Genomic DNA, 18,961 nt, shown 5'->3' on the forward strand with positions numbered 1-18,961 from the left:
GACTGCATTTTGGCTGACTCATCCTCATACATGGGTCGGCCTTTTTGTTTTTACTACCATCTCCATTCGCCGGCAATCCTTAATGGCTCCTCTAACTTATTCTCTTGCAAAAATAACTTGACCGCCTCATCTCCTTGTTGCGTAACTGGCAGGGTAGGCGTATTGGCCAATGCATAGGTTAGCATTGCGCTGTAGCGAACTGTGTTTTTCATCCCCTGCTCATCTACAAGTTTGAAAACATCTCCGTTAGAGTGATAATATGGGCTGGAATTGTTTGGCAGCTGGCCACCTGCTCCTCCGCCTGTCGGAATACCTTGCAACATAAAAGGTTGATGATCACTGTGCAATCCAGCACCTGCAGAGAACAGATTCTTAAACCCGGTATCCAACTTAACGATTTGGCTACCCCAGGTTGTGAATAGGTCTTTCATTTCAGACCTCGTGGTACTAAACCCTTTCGGATCATTGGTCATGTCATAATTGAGCATAAACTTTACCAAGCCTAATTTACCTGCAGCTTTGGCCTCATCCACATAGGCTTTAGAGCCTAGTAAACCTTCTTCTTCTCCCATAAAGAGAACAAATTCTACCGTACGCATTGTAGTTAAATGAAGTCTGCTAAACGTTCTGGCCATATCAATTATCGAGAAAGAGCCAATACCGTTATCAATCGCCCCTGTTGCTAGATCCCAACTATCTAAGTGTCCCCCAACAACAATTTTATCGTCAGGTAACGCTGTTCCTTTAACCGTGGCAATTACATTTCTGGCTCTAATCATACCTGAGAAATTTGTCATGTTCAGGCTTGCGAACTGCTTTTTTGTTTTTAGCTTTTCTTTAATCGCCAAACCATCTTCCAGACCAATGCAAACTGCAGGTATTGGAATAAGTTTACCAGTCACTGATGCCGTTCCTGTAAGTAATACTCCTCCCTTTACACCATTAATTATGATTATTCCTGAAGCGCCATATTTGATGGCTATCGCTGTTTTTTCAGAACGGTGTAATGAAATGGTTCCTACTGGCGAACCCGGTAAAACTCCTAAATAAACCAACGCTATTTTGCCTTTAACTTTATTGGGGTTCTCCAGATAATCTGATTCCAAACCATTTCCCATATCGGCAAGTTCTCCACTCACATTTGCTTTTACAGGAGAGTGCGCTAACGCTACGGTCTCAACTTTTAGCAATTGTCCCTTAGTATCTCCTATTTTAGTTTCATTGGTTAATCTGCTCCAACTCTCCACTTCAAAAGGCTGATAACGCACAACTAAACCGTAAGATTTTAGAAGGTTATACGCATACTCTTCTGCCTTTGCGCCATTAGCAGAACCCGTTAAGCGGTGACCTATAGTAGTGGTTGCGTCTTTTAAAGTTGCGTAAGCTCTAGAATTGCTTTGTACTTCAGCATTAATCTTAGCAAAAACAGCACTAAAATCGTCCTGAGCTTCAACAATAGACGAAATAAAACACAGGAATAGCAACGAGAAAGTTCTCATAGAAGGAAATTTTGATCAAAATAGAATATTTTGATCAGCATATTAAAGAATAATCGCAATAATTGTTGAAAATTTATTTTTTTCGCTCAGTAGTATACCTAACAAGCTGCTCAAGACCTGTTCTTGCATCACCTGGCTCGAAAGTGTATAGAATATCAAAAGCTTCTTGCTGGTACTGTTTCATTTTCTCGTTGGCATAATGAACACCCTGCTTTTCATTTACAAAATGAATGATCTCCTGTATCTTTATCGGATCATCTTTGTGGTTCTTTACCAAGTTAATAATTCTCTTTTTCTCAGATTTGTCTGATCTGTTTAAAGCGTATATTAATGGCAACGTTACCTTTTTTTCCTTAATATCGATACCCAACGGTTTGCCCACATCATCAGTCCCAAAATCAAAGGTATCATCCTTTATCTGAAAAGCAATTCCTACCTTTTCGCCGAATAAACGCATCTTTTCTACAGTAACTTCATCCGCACCTGCTGATGCTGCTCCACATGCACAGCATGATGCAATCAGCGAAGCTGTTTTCTGACGGATAACATCATAATAAAGCTCCTCACTAATGTCCATCCGCCGTACCTTCTCTATTTGTAAAAGTTCGCCTTCACTCATCTGCTTAACTGCCTCTGAAACAATCTGAAGCAATCTGAATTCACCATTATCTACGGAAAGCAAAAGTCCCTTGGCCAATAAGTAATCACCAACAAGTACGGCAATCTTGTTTTTCCATAATGCATTTATAGAAAAAAAACCACGCCTTTCATAGGCATTATCAACCACATCATCGTGTACTAAAGTCGCAGTGTGCAGGAGTTCAACTAATGCCGCTCCGCGATGGGTAGATTCGATAATTCCTCCGCACAGCTTGGCTGCAAAAAACACGAACATCGGACGTATTTGTTTGCCTTTACGCTTTACAATATAGTGAGTGATCCTATCCAATAATGGCGCATCACTATGCATGGAAGCTTTGAACTTTTCTTCAAATACATCTATGTCTGCAGCTATTGGTAGTTTTATCTGATCTATTCCCGGCATTCAGGTAAAAATGTGTGTGCAAACATAAATTAAATTCCTTTAATATGAGCTATTATTTGATCTGCGTGCACTCTTGAATTTTCAATGAACCACTTGTGTGTATCCATTCCTCCACAAACCACCCCTGCAAGATAAAGTCCCTTTAAGGATGTTTCCATAGTTTCAGGATTGTATACCGGACAATTATTACCCTCCAAATGCACCCCAAGATTTCTTAACAGGTCAAAATCCGGGCGATAACCAGTCATAGCTAATACAAAGTCATTCTTTATCGTCACTAATCCTGTAGGCGTCCTGATATCAATTTCATGCTCTCGTATGGCTGCTACTTCGCTTTCAAAATATACCTTAATTTCTCCTTCTTTTATTCTGTTCTCGATATCAGGCCTCACCCAATATTTCACATTTGGACCCAGCTCTTTCCCTCTAACAACCAGCGTAACTTTTGCACCCTTTCTGTATGTTTCTAAAGCCACGTCAATAGCAGAATTATTAGCTCCCACTACTGCAACATCGCTAAAAGCATACAAATGCGGGTCCTTATAGTAATGTAGTACTTTGGCCAAATCTTCGCCAGGTACATCCATCATTACGGGAACATCATAGAAACCAGTGGCAATGATAACTTTCTTAACATGATAGTGTGTTTTAACAGTTACCACCTCAAAAGAATCGGCAGACTTCTTTTTTACTGTCGTTACCGCTTCAAAGAGATTTATCTTCAGGTTGTATTTCTCTGCAACCCTACGGTAATATTCTAACGCCTCATTTCTGTTAGGTTTATTACTAATGCTCACAAAAGGAACACCGCCAATCTCCAGCTTTTGAGAGGTAGAGAAGAAGGTCATAAATACCGGGTAGTTATATAAGCTATTTACCAGCGCACCTTTTTCAACAATAACATAACTCAAGCCAGCTTCCTTTGCACCTATTGCACAGGCCATACCAATCGGTCCGGCACCGATGATGAGTACATCATACTCCTCAGCCATATTAAACTTTCATTGCTTTACTGGGGCAAGCAAAATCTGTCCTTTTCAGACTGGTATTTTTAATAGCACCGTAACCGCCGGCAATATCGATTACATATTCAACTCCCCTGGCTTTTAATATAGATGCGGCGATCATTGACCTATAGCCCCCTGCGCAGTGTATGTAATAAGTTTTCTTTGGATCAATCTCTCCCATCCAGTCATTAATGTAGTCAAGTGGTCGGCTTAGTGATAGCTCTAAGTGCTCAGACTCGTATTCACCAGGTTTTCTAACGTCCAATACTGGAATTTCATGATCTTCGGTGATCAACTTGGCAAAAACTTCTGGAAATACAGATGAGACATAATCTAATTCCCTACCGGCAGCTTTCCAACTTCCAACGCCGCCTTCTAAATAACCGATGGTATTGTCGTAACCCACTCGTGCCAGTCGGGTTATTGCCTCTTCCTCTTTTCCCTCGTCTACAACCAGCAGGATGGGCTGTTTCAAATCTGTGATTAAAGCACCAACCCAAGGTGCAAATTGTCCGTTCAGACCGATATTTATAGCCGATGGGATAAACCCTTTTGCGAAAATCTGTGGGTCCCGGGTATCTAGTATTACAGCACCGGTATGATTGGCCAATAATTCAAATTCATCTGCAGACAACGCTTTAAAGCCTTTATCATAGACCTCATCAAAGCTTTCGTAGCCATTCTTATTCATCGCCGCATTCTTCGCAAAATATTGCGGTGGAGGCAGTATCCCTGAGGTCACTTCCTTAATAAACTGTTCTTTTGTTTCTGCCTTAAGTGCATAGTTTACCTGCTTTTGCCGACCAAGCGTATCAAACGTTTCCTTGCTCATATGCTTACCGCAGGCAGATCCAGCTCCATGTGCAGGATAAACGAGAACATCATCTGGCAAAATTAAAATCTTGTTATGCAAAGAATCATACAGGGTGGCAGCCATATCTTCCATGGTCAGGGATCCCTTTTGTGCAAGGTCTGGCCTGCCTACATCTCCAATAAACAAGGTATCTCCAGTAAAAATACAATACGGCTTTCCGTCTTCATCGCGAAGCAGGTATGTAGTGGATTCAGGCGTGTGCCCTGGCGTATGAAGCGTTGTAATGCTTAGTTTGCCAATTTTAAACACTTCTCCGTCTGTCGCAATATGTGATTTGAAGGTGGTTTCTGCGGTAGGACCATATATAATAGTGGCTCCTGATTTCTCAGCAAGGTCAACATGTCCAGATACAAAATCAGCGTGGAAATGTGTTTCAAAAATATATTTGATAACAGCTTTACCTTTACTGGCTTTATTGAGGTAGGGTTCTACCTCGCGTAAAGGATCAATAATTGCGGCTTCACCATCGCTTTCAATATAGTAAGCGGCTTCTGCTAAACAACCGGTATAAATCTGCTCAATCTTCATAATATGTATATGATCTAAATCTTTAACAAAGCAAAACTACGAGTATAATTTATTGAGGCACACAGCGCAGGATGAAATTTACTTTAAGCAGTCAATTCTCCGCGTAGCGAATGCTCCATTAATCTCGCCACTTCTTCTTTTCTAATATTTTGTCCCATCAGGTACATCAGCTTAGTAGTAGTTGCTTCAAAAGTCATATCAAACCCGCTAACCACGCCCATTTGCTGTAGCCTCTTACTGGTCTGGTACATGCCTAATTCTACAGCTCCACGCTGGCATTGCGTAATATCAACAATAATTTTCCCACTGTCTACTGCTTCCTGCAAACATGCAAGAAACCAATCTGCCGTTGTAGTATTACCAGACCCAAAAGTCTCCATAATAATCGCATCTACCGGAGAATGGGTAATTGCCTTAACTGCCTGCTGCGAAATCCCGGGATATAACTTTAATACGCCTATGTTTGGATTGAGTTCCAGGTGCACAACCAGGGGCTTCTCTGGCTGCGGCAATATGTAATTACTAAAAAAAGAAAGAGTAACACCGGCTTCTGCCAAAATATTGTAATTGGGGCTACGGAATGCTTCAAATTTCTCAGCATTGTATTTAATAGATCGGTTCCCTCTAAACAATTGGTAGTCAAAGTAAATGCACACCTCAGGAATCATAGCTTTTCCATTATTTTTAGTAGCTGCGATTTCTAGCGCGGTTATTAAGTTTTCCTTTGCATCTGTACGGATCTCTCCAATAGGTAGCTGAGAACCAGTTAGCACTACGGGTTTACTTAAATTTTCTAACATAAAGCTTAACGCAGAGGCGGTAAAAGCCATCGTGTCTGATCCATGCAAAATTACAAAACCATCAAATTCATCATATTTACGCGCTATCAATGATGCCAGTTCTGCCCAGATTACAGGAGTCATGTTCGATGAATCCAGTATCGGATCAAAAGAATGCACATCAAGACGATAGTTCAAACGTTCCAATTCTGGCACATTCTGTTGTATTTGCTTGAAGTTAAAAGGAATTAAAGCCCCTGTTTTAGGGTCGTTTACCATCCCAATAGTTCCACCGGTATATATAATCAGAATATTTACCATACTAGATTTTAAAAATATCAATAGAATTACCAGTAGTAACCTTCGCTATCTCTTCTAAGCTTACCTTATAAATATCTGCCAGCTTTTCTGCAATAAAAGGTAAATAGCTACTTTCATTTGTCTTTCCACGATAAGGTACCGGCGCCAAATAAGGCGAATCTGTCTCCAACACCAATTTATTTAAAGGCACTTCCTTTAACACTTCTGCCAAGCCAGAATTTTTATAAGTTACTACTCCACCTACACCCAGGTAAAAGCCCAAATCAATAGCGCTAGTTGCCTGTGCCAAATTCCCGGTAAAACAATGAAAAATCCCCCTCAGCAAATCATCTTTTTCGCTTTCCAATACTTCAAATACTTCGTCAAAAGCTTCTCTGCAATGAATAACGATGGGCAGATCCAAATCCTTCGCCCATTTAATTTGCTCTTTAAAAGCTTGTTGCTGAAAAGCTAAAGTGCTTTTATCCCAATGGAGGTCTATCCCAATTTCTCCGATAGCATACACCTCCCTATCCACAATGCTTTCGCAAATTTGATCCAGTACCAGCTCATAGTCTTCTTTTACCTCACATGGGTGAAGCCCGGCCATTGCAAAGCAGTTCTCGGGATAACTAGCCACCAAACTTTCAATTTGGGCGATAGAAGTAAAATCAACATTTGGCAAAAAAAGGCGCTTCACATCAGCATCAAAGCAGCGCTGCATCAGCAACGCTTGTTTCTCAGCATCTGTTTCATAATAGAGATGGGTATGGGTATCTGTTAAAAGCATGGGCGAAGTTAATAAAAAAACCCTGTTGGCTTGTAACCAACAGGGTCATTTCACGGATCATATCCGGATAACTTTATTACTTAATTGTAGGAGCAGGGATTGCGATAGGTGCAGGAACTGATCCAGGTTTAGGTTTCTTGATATCAACGATCTCGATCTCAAATATTACTGGTGAATAAGGGCTAATCTTAGCTTGTGGCTGACCAGCTTCTCCCCATCCCAATTTAGAAGGAATAACTAAAGTGATCTTTCCACCTTTACCAATCAACTGGTAACCTTCGTCAAATCCAGGAATGGCGTTACCAATACTGAAAGGTCTTGGCTCATATTTAGCCATTGGGTTAACAATTTTAGCATCTTCAGCAACTTTCTTTACGCTCGTATCAAAGATATGGTAAGTACCATCTGCTTTTTTAGTAGCAAGATGACCTGTATAATTGATTAAAACAGTATCGCCAACAACTGGTTTAGGTCCGCTACCTGGATTAGTAATCACGTACTGTAAGCCAGAAGCTGTAGTTTGTGTTTTAAGGTTGTTGTCTGCAATATACGATTTGATCTTACCAGCTTCAGCAGATTTAAATTTAGCTTGTGCAGCAGCAAAGTCTTTCTGGAAAAATTCCTGAGCTCTCTTTTGGAAAGAGGCCTGGTCTTCACCAGCTTTTTTCTTAAATACTTTTTCAACCTTTACAGTAAATACAAGGTAGGTATCTTTTGCATTGGTCGGTGGTTTAGGCTGATTGGTACGTTTAGCCATAGTATCAAGGTTAAGCTTAAACGTTGCACTGTCTCCTTCTCCAAACAATGTCAATACGTCGTTCATATCGCCACCGTAAACTTTTTTCGCAACAGGGAATACCTGAGGCGACTCAATATCATAAGTACTGAACATTACTGAATCTCTTTCGTTCTTTTGAACAAAGTTCAACTTAACAAGATCACCCTCTTTTATTTTTTCTTTTCCAGCATCTTTGTGGATTTGGTACAACAGGCCTCCTTCAGCCTTTTTGTAGTTGTTACATGCAGCTAATCCAAGTGAAGCTGCGAAAAGAATTACTATGCTTTTCTTCATTTTTGGTTTTTAATTATTTTTTGTTTGTTTATATATTTTAATTGTAGCAACCACACTTATTTGTTTATTGTAGCAGCTGTGTTTTGTATTCCTTTAATATTTCTTTAAACGCCAATACTGTAGATGGTAAGTCCTTATCAGACGCACCTCCTGCAGCATTCCTGTGCCCTCCGCCGTCGAAATATTTTTTACAAATCTCGTTGGCCGGAAAATCACCAGTGGAGCGCAAAGATAATTTAACTTTATCAGTTCTTTCTATAATAAATGCAGCAAGTCTTATCCCATTTATTGAGAGTGCATAATTCACAATACCTTCAGTATCACCAGTTACAATCTTATAGTCATTCAGCTCTTGCCTGCTTACCGTTATGATTGCAGTATTATATTCCCTCAATATCTCCAATTTATTAGTAAGACAATGTCCCAAAAAGCGTAAACGGTTTTCAGTAGCATTATCGTATACCAACTGATGAATTCTCCAGTGCTCGGCTCCTGCGTCAATCAGCTCAGCTGCAATTCTGTAGACTGAAGATGTAGCAGAAGGAAAACGGAACGAACCGGAATCCGTCATAATTCCAGTATACAAACAGGTGGCGATGTCCTTATTCATCATCTTACCGTCGTTCAACTCGTTGACGATAAATTCATATACCAACTGCGCCGCTGCGCACGCATTAATACTCCAATGACGGTAGTCGTCAAAATCTTCAGGTTCCAAATGGTGATCAATCATGATCTTATAAGCACCAGATGCACGCACCAGTTCCCCAAGCTCATTGATCCTGCTCAAGGTGTTAAAGTCCAGGCAAAATATCAATGCCGCATTGGCCACAAGTTCAGCTGCTTCGGCAAGCTTTTCAGTGTAAATCATTACATCTGAATTATTTGGCAACCAGTGTAGAAAGTAGGGATAATCCGTTGGGGTAATTACGGTAACATGATGTCCTAATTGTATCAGGTAAGCATATAAACCCAGCGAGGAGCCCATGGCATCACCGTCTGGTTTATGATGGGTGGTAATTACAATTTTCTGCGGGGTAGCCAGCAGCTCTTTTATTTCAGTGATAGACAACATATTTCGGGCGCAAAGCTAATGATTTAATGATAATTTGAAGCCTATTAAATTTGGTGACCCTTAAAACTATTACCATCAAAACCGGTTAACTAAATTTCAAGCTTTAATATTAAGAGTATAAAACGTAATTTTGCAAAAAATTTAAAATAAAATGACTACAAACAGAACATTTACAATGATTAAGCCTGATGCTGTTGCAAACGGACACATCGGTGCAATCATTAGTGACATCACTTCAGCAGGCTTTAAAATCATCGCATTAAAATACACTAAATTGACCAGCGAGACTGCAGGCAAGTTTTATGAAATACATAAGGAACGTCCTTTCTATAATGATCTGGTAAGCTTCATGTCTTCAGGTCCTATTGTTGCTGCTATCCTTGAAAAAGACAATGCAATTGACGACTTCAGAGCTTTAATTGGCGCAACCAATCCTGCTGATGCTGCTGAAGGCACTATCCGTAAGAAATATGCAAAATCTATCGATGCGAACGCAGTACATGGTTCTGACTCAAACGAAAATGCAGCTATAGAAGGCGATTTCTTCTTCTCAGCTGATGAAAGATTCTAATATGAAAAAGTCTCTGATCACTCTTTTATTGCCACTCTGCGCGACCATAACTTTTGCGCAAACTGGTAAAAAAACTGTACTGGCCAAAAAAACCTCCACAGTAAAAGCAAGCAATACTGCAACAACACAGGCAGTAACTTTTAAATCAACTCTGGATTCTGCAAGTTATGCCTTCGGTCTTGGTATGGCATCACAAATGAAACAAGGCGGTGTTTCTTCTCTTAATTATGCAGCACTGGTTCAAGGATTAAAAGATTCCTTTGGAAACAAGAAAGCCCTGCTATCTGACGCAAGCGCACAGGCCTGCATTAACAATTTTTTTAGTGATGTGAATCAGGAAGTAAGCATTAGAAACAAAGCAAAATACGCAGTTGCCATGAAAGCAAATCAAGATTTCTTAGACAATAACAAAAAACAAGCTGGAGTGCAGGTAACTGCCAGTGGGTTACAGTATATGGTGATCACAAAAGGCGTTGGGATCAATCCAAAAGCCACAGATACCGTTACCGTTCACTACGCCGGAACGCTGATTGACGGCAAAGAGTTCGATAGTTCTTACAAAAGAAACGAGCCAACTACTTTTCCGCTTAACAGGGTAATTCCAGGGTGGACTGAGGGTGTTCAGTTGATGCAACCAGGCGCTAAGTACAAATTCTTCGTTCCCTATCAATTAGGTTATGGTGAATCAGGTACTGGGAATGGCGACATCCCTCCTTTCAGCACACTTATCTTTGAAGTAGAGCTGTTAAAAATAAACGGAAAGTAATTGCTAAAACCATTGTTATAAAATTTTGTTAAATACTACAAAACTAAATTTTATGACTAAGAGATATTTTCCACTTGCCCTTATTGCCCTGCTTACCACAACACTTTCAAGTTGTGAATTGGTTCAGGGAATTTTTAAAGCCGGAGTAGTTACAGGTGTAATTGTAGTAGTACTTGTAGTTGCACTAATTATCTGGCTAGTTAGTAAAGTATTTTGATGGCAAACAAGTAGGTTTTAAAGAAAAACTATATCTGTAATGACTTCAGTACCGGCTCGTTCATTGATCTTTTGAATGATGCCGGTTCTGACCATCAAAAGCTCATTTTTAATCACAGAGGACTCCAGTCTTATAAAAAGCTTTTTCTGAAAAATATAAATCTGCGTAGTTCTGTTGGCAACAGCAGTACCCATCAATTCTGGCCAAAATGCAACTACGGCAGTTTCATCAAACTTGCCTTTCAGTTTGTATACATTTAGTAATTTCCCAATTCCTTCTTTTAACGTGATATCATTCGGCTTACGCATGATGTACGGATCCTTTCGTTACTTCAAATAATGTGAGGGGTACTTGTATCTCATTAAAGATACCAACAACACGGTCTTTTCCTGTGTCCGTTATAAAGATCTGGCCGAAATCATGATGAGACACCATTTCCATCAGTTTACTCACCCTGCTATCATCCAGCTTGTCAAAAATATCATCCAGCAACAGCAAAGGCTTAAACCCCTTGTACTTCTGAAGATATGCATATTGCGCCAGCTTTAAGGCAATTACAAAAGATTTTTGCTGCCCCTGAGAGCCAAACTTTTTCAAAGGCATTTCTGCAATGCTAAAAACTAGCTCATCTTTATGGATGCCGGTGGTAGTGCGCTCCAAAATCTTATCCCGCTCTATAGATTGCAACAACAAATGTTCAAAAGCGGTATCATTTAACTGGCTCTGGTATTGCAGATTAACCACTTCGCTTGATGCCGTGATGAATTCATAATATTTATTAAACAGCGGGATAAAATCCAACATGAACTCCTGTCGCTTCTTGAAGATTTTAACCCCTGAAGCCACCAACTGATCATTGTAGATCTCCAGCAAGGAAGGATCATAACTCTTGGTAATTGCAATTTGCTTTAACAAGGCATTGCGATTCAGTAAGTGCTTATTGTAAAGTATAAGCTCATCCAAATAATGGGCATCAGTTTGCGAGATCACGTTGTCCATAAACCTGCGGCGCTCCTCACTGCCTTCCATAATAATAGCAGTATCATATGGAGAGATCATTACCAGCGGAAATAGTCCAATATGATTGGCCAGCTTATCGTACTCTTTTTTATTCCGTTTAAACTGTTTCTTTTGATTGCGCTTTACCCCACAGGTAATCTTTTCGTTTTTATCCTGCCTGTCAAAATCGCCCTGAATTAAAAACAAGTCCTCATTGGTTTTGATTTGTTGGGTATCAATTGGATTAAAATAACCTTTACAAAGACACAGGTAGTGGATGGCATCCAATAAATTGGTTTTACCGGCACCATTGTTACCTACAAATGCATTTACAGTTTTAGAAAAACTAATGCTTGCATCTGCATAATTCTTAAAATTAAGGAGTGTAATGTTCTTTAGCCACATATAATATCTAATTCAAAGTTACCGTTTACCATTGTCAATTAAGATGGCTGTTAATATGTTTTATTAAATACTTAAAAAAGAGGTTGATACTTTGATGTAAAAACGTATTTTTGCAATCCTTAATTTTTTTAAATCAAATGTTAGAAACAGAAAAAGAAATAGCCCATCCGGTAAGAAAGGGATCGTTTTTACAAGAAAATACCAAAAGCCTATTGTTTATTGCAGGCGCAATCGTAGTGCTTATAGGTATATATATATGGTATCAGAACGTATATCTTAAAGGCCGGGCTGAGGAAGCATCTGCAAAGATGTACAAAGCAGAGCAATTTATAGGCGCAGATTCTTTAGCCAACAAAGCTTTAAAAGGCGAAGGCGGTTACCCTGGTTTAGAAACTATTGCAGACGAATATGCGAACACTAAATCTGCAAACTTAGCTAACCTTTACCTTGGAGGCATCTATTTACGCAAAGGCGAATACCAAAAAGCAGTAGAATCGCTTGGTAAATATTCTGAAACAGGAAGTACCGTTATTGATCCACTTGCTTTAGGTTTGTTAGGCGATGCTTATAGCGAATTGAAAGACTATAAACAAGCTGCAACTTATTACAAAAAAGCGGCTGATAAAGGCAACAACAAGTTTACTTCTCCAATGTTCTTGAAAAAACTTGGCCTTGTTTACGAAACTTTGAAAGATTACAAAGATGCTCAGGAAGCTTATACGAAAATTAAATCCCAATATCCTGAGAGTCAGGAAGCAGTTTTAATCGATGAGTTTATCGGTCGCGCTGAAGCTCAGGTGAAGTAATTCAAAAAGACTTTTTTACAAAAGGTTAGCTGTTTAGCTAGCCTTTTTTTATATCCAACTAGTATCTTTGCAACATGGCAACACAACTTAAAAACCTATCTGACTTCTCGCACACTACTATTCCAAACGGGGCCGATTATAAAGTAGCCATTGCTGTTGCAGAATGGAATGCTGAAGTGACCGGTGCGCTGTACAAAGGCGCTTTCGATACACTGATTAAACATGGCGTTATTGAAAACAACATCATCTCTGTTGCAGTACCAGGAAGCTTTGAATTAACCAGTGCGGCTGATATACTACTAAAAAAACATACTGATCTGGATGCAGTAATTTGCCTCGGATGTGTAATACAAGGAGATACTAAACATTTTGACTTCATATGTGATGCCGTTGCCAATGGTGTTACCAACGTAAGCATTAAACACAGTAAGCCAGTCATCTTTGGGGTGCTGACCACTAACGACCAGCAACAAGCCATAGACCGTGCCGGAGGAAAGCATGGCAATAAAGGAGACGAGGCAGCCATTACAGCTATTAAAATGGCTCAACTTGCTGCTACTCTATAACAATGCTTTGAATATTTAGGCAAAAGGTGTAGCTTAGTAGAAGATTCCATTATAATATTAAATAAGATGAAAAAAGTTGCTGTGTTATTGATTGGCGTATTTTTTGCAATCACTGTTTTAGAAGCATGTTCAAGTCGTCTTTGCCCTGCTTACAGCTCCTACCCAGAAGGTAAAAGAAGACGAGGATAATAATTTAATAAAAGAAAGGATTACAGATGCAGTGGAAATACATAACTGACCCAAGTCAGATCGATGAAATTAAAAACCAGACCGGTTATAGTTTAATATTCAAACACAGCACCCGTTGCTCTGTGAGTATGATGGCCAAAAGACGCTTTGAAATGGATTGGGAAGCCATCCCTGCTGATACAAACCTCTACTTTCTAGACCTTATAGCCTACCGACCAATTTCTGCACAAATAGCGGAAACTTTCCAGGTACATCACGAGTCTCCACAGATTCTGCTGGTTAAAAATGGCGACTGCTTATTGGATGCTTCGCACAGCGATATTTCTGCAGAAGAAGTGGCAGAAGTTATTAGCGGTCAGAACTAATAAATATCAGTACTGATATCAAAATTAGCGCAAAAAATCTAACAAAAACAGGCACGGTCTCCGTTTCCAAAATACAGCTTGGGCTCGCCTTTTCATTTCCATTTTTTACTGCCGTAGCTCTGGGCGTAGACTCAGTATACGTTAACGAAAACTATTTTGATGGCAGGCAGGTCACCAACATACTGGTAATTAGTTACTTTTTACTGATGGCCTATACAGCAATGCCCCACCTACGCAAACTAATGCTGGTTATGGTTGTGCTTTCTTACATCGGTGAGTTACTCTTTTGCTCCTTGCTGGGAATGTACACATACCGCACGCCAAACATACCCTTATATGTACCCTTTGGCCATGCTATAGTTTACGCATCTGGTTATGTCATCGCCAAAACCAGTTATGCAACTAAGCTGGACAACAAACTTCGCATATTCTTTGCCATCTCCTTTACTGCTCTATTCCTGTATGTGGGTATTTTTCTTGGCGATGTGTTTACCCTCATATTGGGTATGCTTTTCTTTTTGCTATTATACAGAAAACGCTGGGATAATATGTATTACACTATCGCCCTGTGCGTTGTTATTATTGAATTGCTTGGCACATACTATAAATGCTGGGGTTGGGAACCAAAAGTGTTTGGATATATCCCTGCCCTAAACCCACCAATGGGCGCAGTATTTATATACGCCGGTGGCGATTTGCTGCTTGCAAAAATTGTTTTTCTGTGGGATAAGCGTTATCAGGTGCTAAAATCTGCATAGCCATATCGAAAATAGCTATTTTATTTATAAGCTAAATATAACTAGCTTTAAAATACAAACTTAAAGAGATGAAAAAACTGTTAATTGTAGTAGGTATGGCTGTTATTTTCACAGCTTGTAAACAAAAAAGTGAAGAAGCCAACAATTCCGCTGGCGATAATCCGCAATTGGGGAAAATATTTAATAACTTTTATGAAGGATACCTAAAACTCGATCCATTAACTGCTACATCTATTGGCGACACACGATATAACGACCAAATGGCAAATACAGGATCTTCAGTCTACTTAAAAGAACTACACGATTTCTACCAAAGCTATTTAGACAGCGTAAAAACCTTTAACCGTGACGAGCTGAACGAGAATGACAAGCTTTCTTATGATATTTTTCTATATGAAGCACAAACAAATCTGGATGGCTTTAAACACCACTTAGAATACCTGCCGTTCAACCAAATGTTTGCATTACCGCTAACCATCGGGCAATTTGGGTCGGGGAGCAACGCACAGCCATTTAAAACTGTAAAAGATTACGGAGATTGGTTGAAGCGCTTAACCGCATTTTCTGTATGGGCTGATACTGCAATCGCCAATTTTGATAAAGGCATAAAAGCGGGGGTTGTTTTACCGAAAGCTTTGGTTATTAAAATGATCCCTCAAATGCAAAGTTTTGTGGTAACCGATGCAACGAAAAGCCTTTTTTATGATCCAATTAAAAACCTGCCTGCAGATTTCTCTGCAGATGATAAAAAATCGATAACTGAAGCATATAAGTCGGCTATCTTAAAAACCGCTGTTCCTACATACTCCAAGCTAGCTGCCTACCTTCAAAACACCTATTTACCACATACACGAAGTACCTCAGGTTTATCATCAGTTACTGATGGTGCCGCAAAGTATGCCTATCTGGTAAAGCAACAGACTTCTACAAACCGGACGCCGGAAGAAATCTACCAAACTGGGTTAAGTGAAGTAGCCCGCATTACCAAGCAGATGGACAGTATAAAAGATGTTGTTGCCTTTAAAGGTGATAGAAAAGCCTTTTTTGAATACATGAAAACTGATAAAAAATTCATGCCTTTTAAAACACCGGAACAGGTTCTGGCGGCGTTTGAAAATATACACAAGACGATGGAACCTAATCTCAAAAAGATGTTTTCGCATGTACCTAAAACACCCTTCAGAATAAAGCAAACGGAGGCTTTCAGAGCAGCATCTGCCAGTGCAGAATACAATCAAGGATCGGCTGATGGCAAACGTCCGGGCATTTTCTATGTGCCTATTTTGGATGCAACCCAGTTCAACATTACTTCAGGAATGGAATCGCTTTTTCTGCATGAAGCCATTCCTGGTCACCATTATCAAATCTCCCTAACACAAGAAAATACTACCTTGCCTAAATTCCGCAGGTTTCTAATATTTGAGAATGCCTATGTAGAAGGCTGGGCCTTGTATTGCGAATCTTTAGGTAAAGAATTGGGACTATATTCTGATCCTTATCAACATATGGGCGCTCTTGGTGATGAAATGCACCGTGCCATTCGTTTAGTAGTTGATGTAGCCATACACACAAAGGGCATGACACGAGAACAAGCCATTAAGTATATGATGGATAATGAAGCCATCAGCGAACAGGGTGCTACTGCCGAGATTGAACGTTATATGGGCATACCTGCACAGGCCCTTGGCTATAAAACAGGTGCCTTAAAAATAAGAGAATTGCGTACCAAATACGAAAAGTTATTGGGTGCGAAGTTCAATCTTGCAGAATTCCATAATCAAGTATTAAAAGACGGTGCAATGCCACTCAGTGTATTCGAAAGAAAAATGGATACCTGGGCAAAAACGCAATAGACTTTTTGACAGCTTATAACAAATCCCAACCTAATTAGAATGTGGTTACAGACAGCTTTTATAATTACATGTCTTAAACACGTTATAAACACGTTGTATACTCGTTGTAAACACGTTTACAAACGAATTGAATACAAGTATCTATCGATATTAAATTGTGTACATTTTATTTTATAAGAAAACAAATGCCTATCATTGTATGTTCCCTTATAGAAAGTGTTAATATTTAGCTATAAATGGGTTGTTATCGATATCACTATCATATGTAATAATGTTTAAGTAATGGCAAGAATTAAAAATGGAATATTAGGCGGATTTAGCGGGAAGGTTGGCACAGTTGTAGGTTATCAATTAAACGGAGTAGACCGTATACGCTCATTGCCTGACCGCAAAAAACCTTTAACTAAGAATGAGAAAAAAAACACCGATGGTTTTGGTTTGGTGCAGTGGACCTTAACCCCATTAAAGGAGCTGCTGCAGGTAAGCTTTAAAAACTATGGCTCAGAAAGGGGTGGTTCAAAAGGCGCACTCTCGTGGAACAGAAAGCATGCGATGATGGTAGTTGAGGACAAGGAACTAATTGATCCTGAGAAATTTAAAATGAGTGGCGGCGACTTGCCTGGTGCTATAGATCCGCAATATATATTGGAAAGTCCGGGCTTAATTCGTTTTCATTGGGACAAAGAAGAAAACCAACGCGGAGAAAAAAACCTTGATCAGGTATTGTTGTTGGTCATTGATTTCAAAACAAGAGAATGTAACTTTAAATGTGCGGGCGCCTTTAGAAGTATGGGGGAAGAAACTTTAGTGATTCCCGACAAGGCTACTGGCCGAGAGTGGCATGTGTATATTGGTTTTGTATCTGCAGATAGAACCATCCAATCCGATAGTCAGTATTTGGGCAAGCTCAACACTTAAGCATAACATTACATGATACTAACACAGCGTCTTTCTTTCAATTGAAAGCTATTGCTTAACTTTGCAATATGATCGCACTTCCGGTTGTTTCAGAAAATCCCGTTCAACGTAAACCAGACTGGCTTAGGGTTAAGCTTCCTGTTGGTAAAGAGTATGCACAAGTACGCAGTTTAGTAGATACACATAAGCTTCATACCATTTGTGAAAGCGGTAACTGCCCCAACATGGGAGAATGCTGGGGAGCCGGCACGGCAACATTTATGATTCTTGGTAACATCTGTACCCGTTCCTGCTCTTTTTGCGCAGTAGCTACAGGCAGACCATTAGCGGTAGATACCGATGAACCGAACCGGGTTGCCAATTCCGTAAAACTGATGCAGGTTAAACACTGTGTAATAACTTCTGTAGATAGAGATGATCTGAAAGATGGGGGTTCTATCATCTGGGCAGAGACTTTACAAGCTATACGCCGCGAAAGTCCAGATACTACATTGGAAACTTTAATACCTGATTTCAGGGGCATTTGGGATAACCTTTACCGGGTATTGGAAGAACGTCCAGAAGTGATGTCTCATAACGTGGAAACAGTTAGGCGCTTGACAAAACAGGTGCGTATCCAAGCCAAATATGACAGGAGTTTGGAAGCGTTGAAAAGAATATCGGAATTTGGGCTAAGAACAAAAACTGGTATCATGCTGGGTCTAGGTGAGACCGAGGATGATGTTTTGGAAGCAATTGACGATCTGGTTGCTAATGGTGTTCACATACTTACCCTTGGCCAATACCTTCAGCCGACACGCAATCATCATCCTGTAGTTGACTGGATACATCCAGATCAATTTGCAAAATACAAAGAAATTGGATTGGCAAGAGGATTGAGATATGTAGAAAGCGGGCCCTTGGTACGTTCTTCATACCATGCAGAAAAACACCTGTTTGATTTTTAATCCATCACTTTTGTGACGAGCCGCAGAAAAAACAATTTACATTTTGATGTTGTTGTACTTTCTGTATATTAGCATTTCATTGGCACCATCTAAAAAAATATCACTCTCGGAAGAAGAGCTCGTAAGTAAACTGAAAAATCAGGATACTGTTGCTATACAGGCACTGTATGACATGTATTCAGGTGCTTTACTAGGCGTAATCTCCCGAATTATTCAGCAAACTGAAGTTGCTGAAGATCTATTACAGGAAACTTTTATTAAAATTTGGAATTCTGCAGGTAGCTACGACAATACAAAAGGTCGTCTGTTTACCTGGATGATGAATATTGCTAGAAATTTATCCATAGACAAGCTGCGTTCAAAAGATTTTAAAAACGCCCTGAAAAACCAAGACATTGAAAATAACGTAGATTTCATTGACGCGCAGAAAGAGGTAACTTTTAATGCAGATCTTCTTGGTATTAAGGACATGGTAACAGCACTTAAACCAGAATTTAAAGCCGTATTAGATATGGTATACTTCAAAGGGTATACACATGTTGAAGCGGCCGAGGAATTAAACTTACCATTGGGTACTGTTAAAACCAGGATCAGGATGGGGATTATGGAATTAAGAAAGCATTTTAATTAAA

The 18,961-nt window shown here is 39.7% G+C and carries 21 protein-coding genes; 11 read left to right on the forward strand and 10 right to left on the reverse strand.

Features of this window, described 5'->3' with window-relative positions; all coding sequences use genetic code 11:
- Positions 1 to 53 precede the first annotated feature (53 nt).
- The 8 genes from ACXZ1K_RS00565 to ACXZ1K_RS00600 form a co-directional block, all read right to left on the reverse strand.
- On the reverse strand, positions 54 to 1,499 hold the full coding sequence (locus tag ACXZ1K_RS00565; RefSeq protein WP_458971431.1) for a M28 family peptidase: 1,446 nt from the start codon (positions 1,497 to 1,499) through the stop codon (positions 54 to 56).
- Between the two features lie 73 nt (positions 1,500 to 1,572).
- Entirely contained in the window at positions 1,573 to 2,544 is a 972-nt protein-coding gene (locus ACXZ1K_RS00570) for a polyprenyl synthetase family protein (RefSeq protein ID WP_458971432.1), read from the reverse strand.
- Positions 2,545 to 2,573: 29 nt separating this feature from the next.
- Complete coding sequence (locus ACXZ1K_RS00575) at positions 2,574 to 3,536, reverse strand: YpdA family putative bacillithiol disulfide reductase (protein WP_458971433.1); 963 nt, start codon at positions 3,534 to 3,536, stop codon at positions 2,574 to 2,576.
- Between the two features lies 1 nt (position 3,537).
- Positions 3,538 to 4,953: an MBL fold metallo-hydrolase gene (locus ACXZ1K_RS00580; RefSeq protein WP_458971434.1), complete on the reverse strand. Its 1,416-nt coding sequence runs from the start codon at positions 4,951 to 4,953 to the stop codon at positions 3,538 to 3,540.
- A gap of 83 nt (positions 4,954 to 5,036) precedes the next feature.
- Positions 5,037 to 6,053, reverse strand: coding sequence for an asparaginase (locus tag ACXZ1K_RS00585; protein WP_458971435.1), 1,017 nt, complete (start codon positions 6,051 to 6,053; stop codon positions 5,037 to 5,039).
- A 1-nt stretch (position 6,054) separates the two neighbouring features.
- Positions 6,055 to 6,822 carry a TatD family hydrolase gene (locus tag ACXZ1K_RS00590; RefSeq protein ID WP_458971436.1) on the reverse strand — a complete coding sequence of 256 codons (768 nt, stop codon included), beginning with the start codon at positions 6,820 to 6,822 and terminating at the stop codon, positions 6,055 to 6,057.
- 76 nt (positions 6,823 to 6,898) lie between these two features.
- On the reverse strand, positions 6,899 to 7,894 hold the full coding sequence (locus ACXZ1K_RS00595) for an FKBP-type peptidyl-prolyl cis-trans isomerase (protein WP_458971437.1): 996 nt from the start codon (positions 7,892 to 7,894) through the stop codon (positions 6,899 to 6,901).
- 64 nt (positions 7,895 to 7,958) lie between these two features.
- Complete coding sequence (locus tag ACXZ1K_RS00600; protein ID WP_458971438.1) at positions 7,959 to 8,969, reverse strand: DHH family phosphoesterase; 1,011 nt, start codon at positions 8,967 to 8,969, stop codon at positions 7,959 to 7,961.
- A gap of 151 nt (positions 8,970 to 9,120) precedes the next feature.
- On the opposite strand from ACXZ1K_RS00600, the gene ACXZ1K_RS00605 reads away from it, so the two are divergent.
- From ACXZ1K_RS00605 to ACXZ1K_RS00615, 3 genes are read left to right on the forward strand one after another with little or no spacing between them, the layout of a single operon-like run.
- Positions 9,121 to 9,540, forward strand: a complete 420-nt coding sequence (locus tag ACXZ1K_RS00605; protein WP_458971439.1) for a nucleoside-diphosphate kinase — start codon at positions 9,121 to 9,123, stop codon at positions 9,538 to 9,540.
- 1 nt (position 9,541) lies between these two features.
- Positions 9,542 to 10,306: an FKBP-type peptidyl-prolyl cis-trans isomerase gene (locus tag ACXZ1K_RS00610; RefSeq protein ID WP_458971440.1), complete on the forward strand. Its 765-nt coding sequence runs from the start codon at positions 9,542 to 9,544 to the stop codon at positions 10,304 to 10,306.
- Between the two features lie 52 nt (positions 10,307 to 10,358).
- Entirely contained in the window at positions 10,359 to 10,523 is a 165-nt protein-coding gene (locus ACXZ1K_RS00615) for a hypothetical protein (RefSeq protein ID WP_457287569.1), read from the forward strand.
- Between the two features lie 17 nt (positions 10,524 to 10,540).
- On the opposite strand, the gene ACXZ1K_RS00620 is transcribed toward ACXZ1K_RS00615, so the two are convergent.
- Together ACXZ1K_RS00620 and recF are read right to left on the reverse strand one after the other, a co-directional pair.
- Positions 10,541 to 10,831, reverse strand: coding sequence for a DUF721 domain-containing protein (locus tag ACXZ1K_RS00620; protein ID WP_458971441.1), 291 nt, complete (start codon positions 10,829 to 10,831; stop codon positions 10,541 to 10,543).
- Positions 10,824 to 11,927 carry a DNA replication/repair protein RecF gene (gene recF / locus ACXZ1K_RS00625; protein WP_458971442.1) on the reverse strand — a complete coding sequence of 368 codons (1,104 nt, stop codon included), beginning with the start codon at positions 11,925 to 11,927 and terminating at the stop codon, positions 10,824 to 10,826. Before recF ends, ACXZ1K_RS00620 begins: the two co-directional genes overlap by 8 nt.
- Before the next feature lie 137 nt (positions 11,928 to 12,064).
- On the opposite strand from recF, the gene ACXZ1K_RS00630 reads away from it, so the two are divergent.
- From ACXZ1K_RS00630 to ACXZ1K_RS00665, 8 genes are all read left to right on the forward strand, one after another.
- Entirely contained in the window at positions 12,065 to 12,733 is a 669-nt protein-coding gene (locus ACXZ1K_RS00630; protein WP_458971443.1) for a tetratricopeptide repeat protein, read from the forward strand.
- Between the two features lie 74 nt (positions 12,734 to 12,807).
- A complete protein-coding gene (gene ribH / locus ACXZ1K_RS00635; protein ID WP_458971444.1) occupies positions 12,808 to 13,299 on the forward strand; it encodes a 6,7-dimethyl-8-ribityllumazine synthase in 492 nt (163 codons plus the stop codon).
- A 215-nt stretch (positions 13,300 to 13,514) separates the two neighbouring features.
- Complete coding sequence (gene ytxJ / locus ACXZ1K_RS00640) at positions 13,515 to 13,853, forward strand: bacillithiol system redox-active protein YtxJ (protein WP_458971445.1); 339 nt, start codon at positions 13,515 to 13,517, stop codon at positions 13,851 to 13,853.
- Positions 13,854 to 14,059: 206 nt separating this feature from the next.
- Positions 14,060 to 14,611 (forward strand): hypothetical protein, encoded by a 552-nt coding sequence (locus tag ACXZ1K_RS00645; RefSeq protein ID WP_458971446.1) that lies wholly within the window; start codon positions 14,060 to 14,062, stop codon positions 14,609 to 14,611.
- A gap of 68 nt (positions 14,612 to 14,679) precedes the next feature.
- Positions 14,680 to 16,464, forward strand: coding sequence for a DUF885 domain-containing protein (locus ACXZ1K_RS00650; protein ID WP_458971447.1), 1,785 nt, complete (start codon positions 14,680 to 14,682; stop codon positions 16,462 to 16,464).
- A 282-nt stretch (positions 16,465 to 16,746) separates the two neighbouring features.
- Entirely contained in the window at positions 16,747 to 17,382 is a 636-nt protein-coding gene (locus ACXZ1K_RS00655; RefSeq protein WP_458971448.1) for a DUF6266 family protein, read from the forward strand.
- A gap of 68 nt (positions 17,383 to 17,450) precedes the next feature.
- On the forward strand, positions 17,451 to 18,329 hold the full coding sequence (gene lipA / locus ACXZ1K_RS00660) for a lipoyl synthase (RefSeq protein ID WP_458971449.1): 879 nt from the start codon (positions 17,451 to 17,453) through the stop codon (positions 18,327 to 18,329).
- A gap of 79 nt (positions 18,330 to 18,408) precedes the next feature.
- Positions 18,409 to 18,960 (forward strand): RNA polymerase sigma factor, encoded by a 552-nt coding sequence (locus ACXZ1K_RS00665; RefSeq protein ID WP_458971450.1) that lies wholly within the window; start codon positions 18,409 to 18,411, stop codon positions 18,958 to 18,960.
- Position 18,961 lies beyond the last annotated feature (1 nt).

It is taken from the genome of Pedobacter jaeyakensis, from assembly GCF_054461315.1.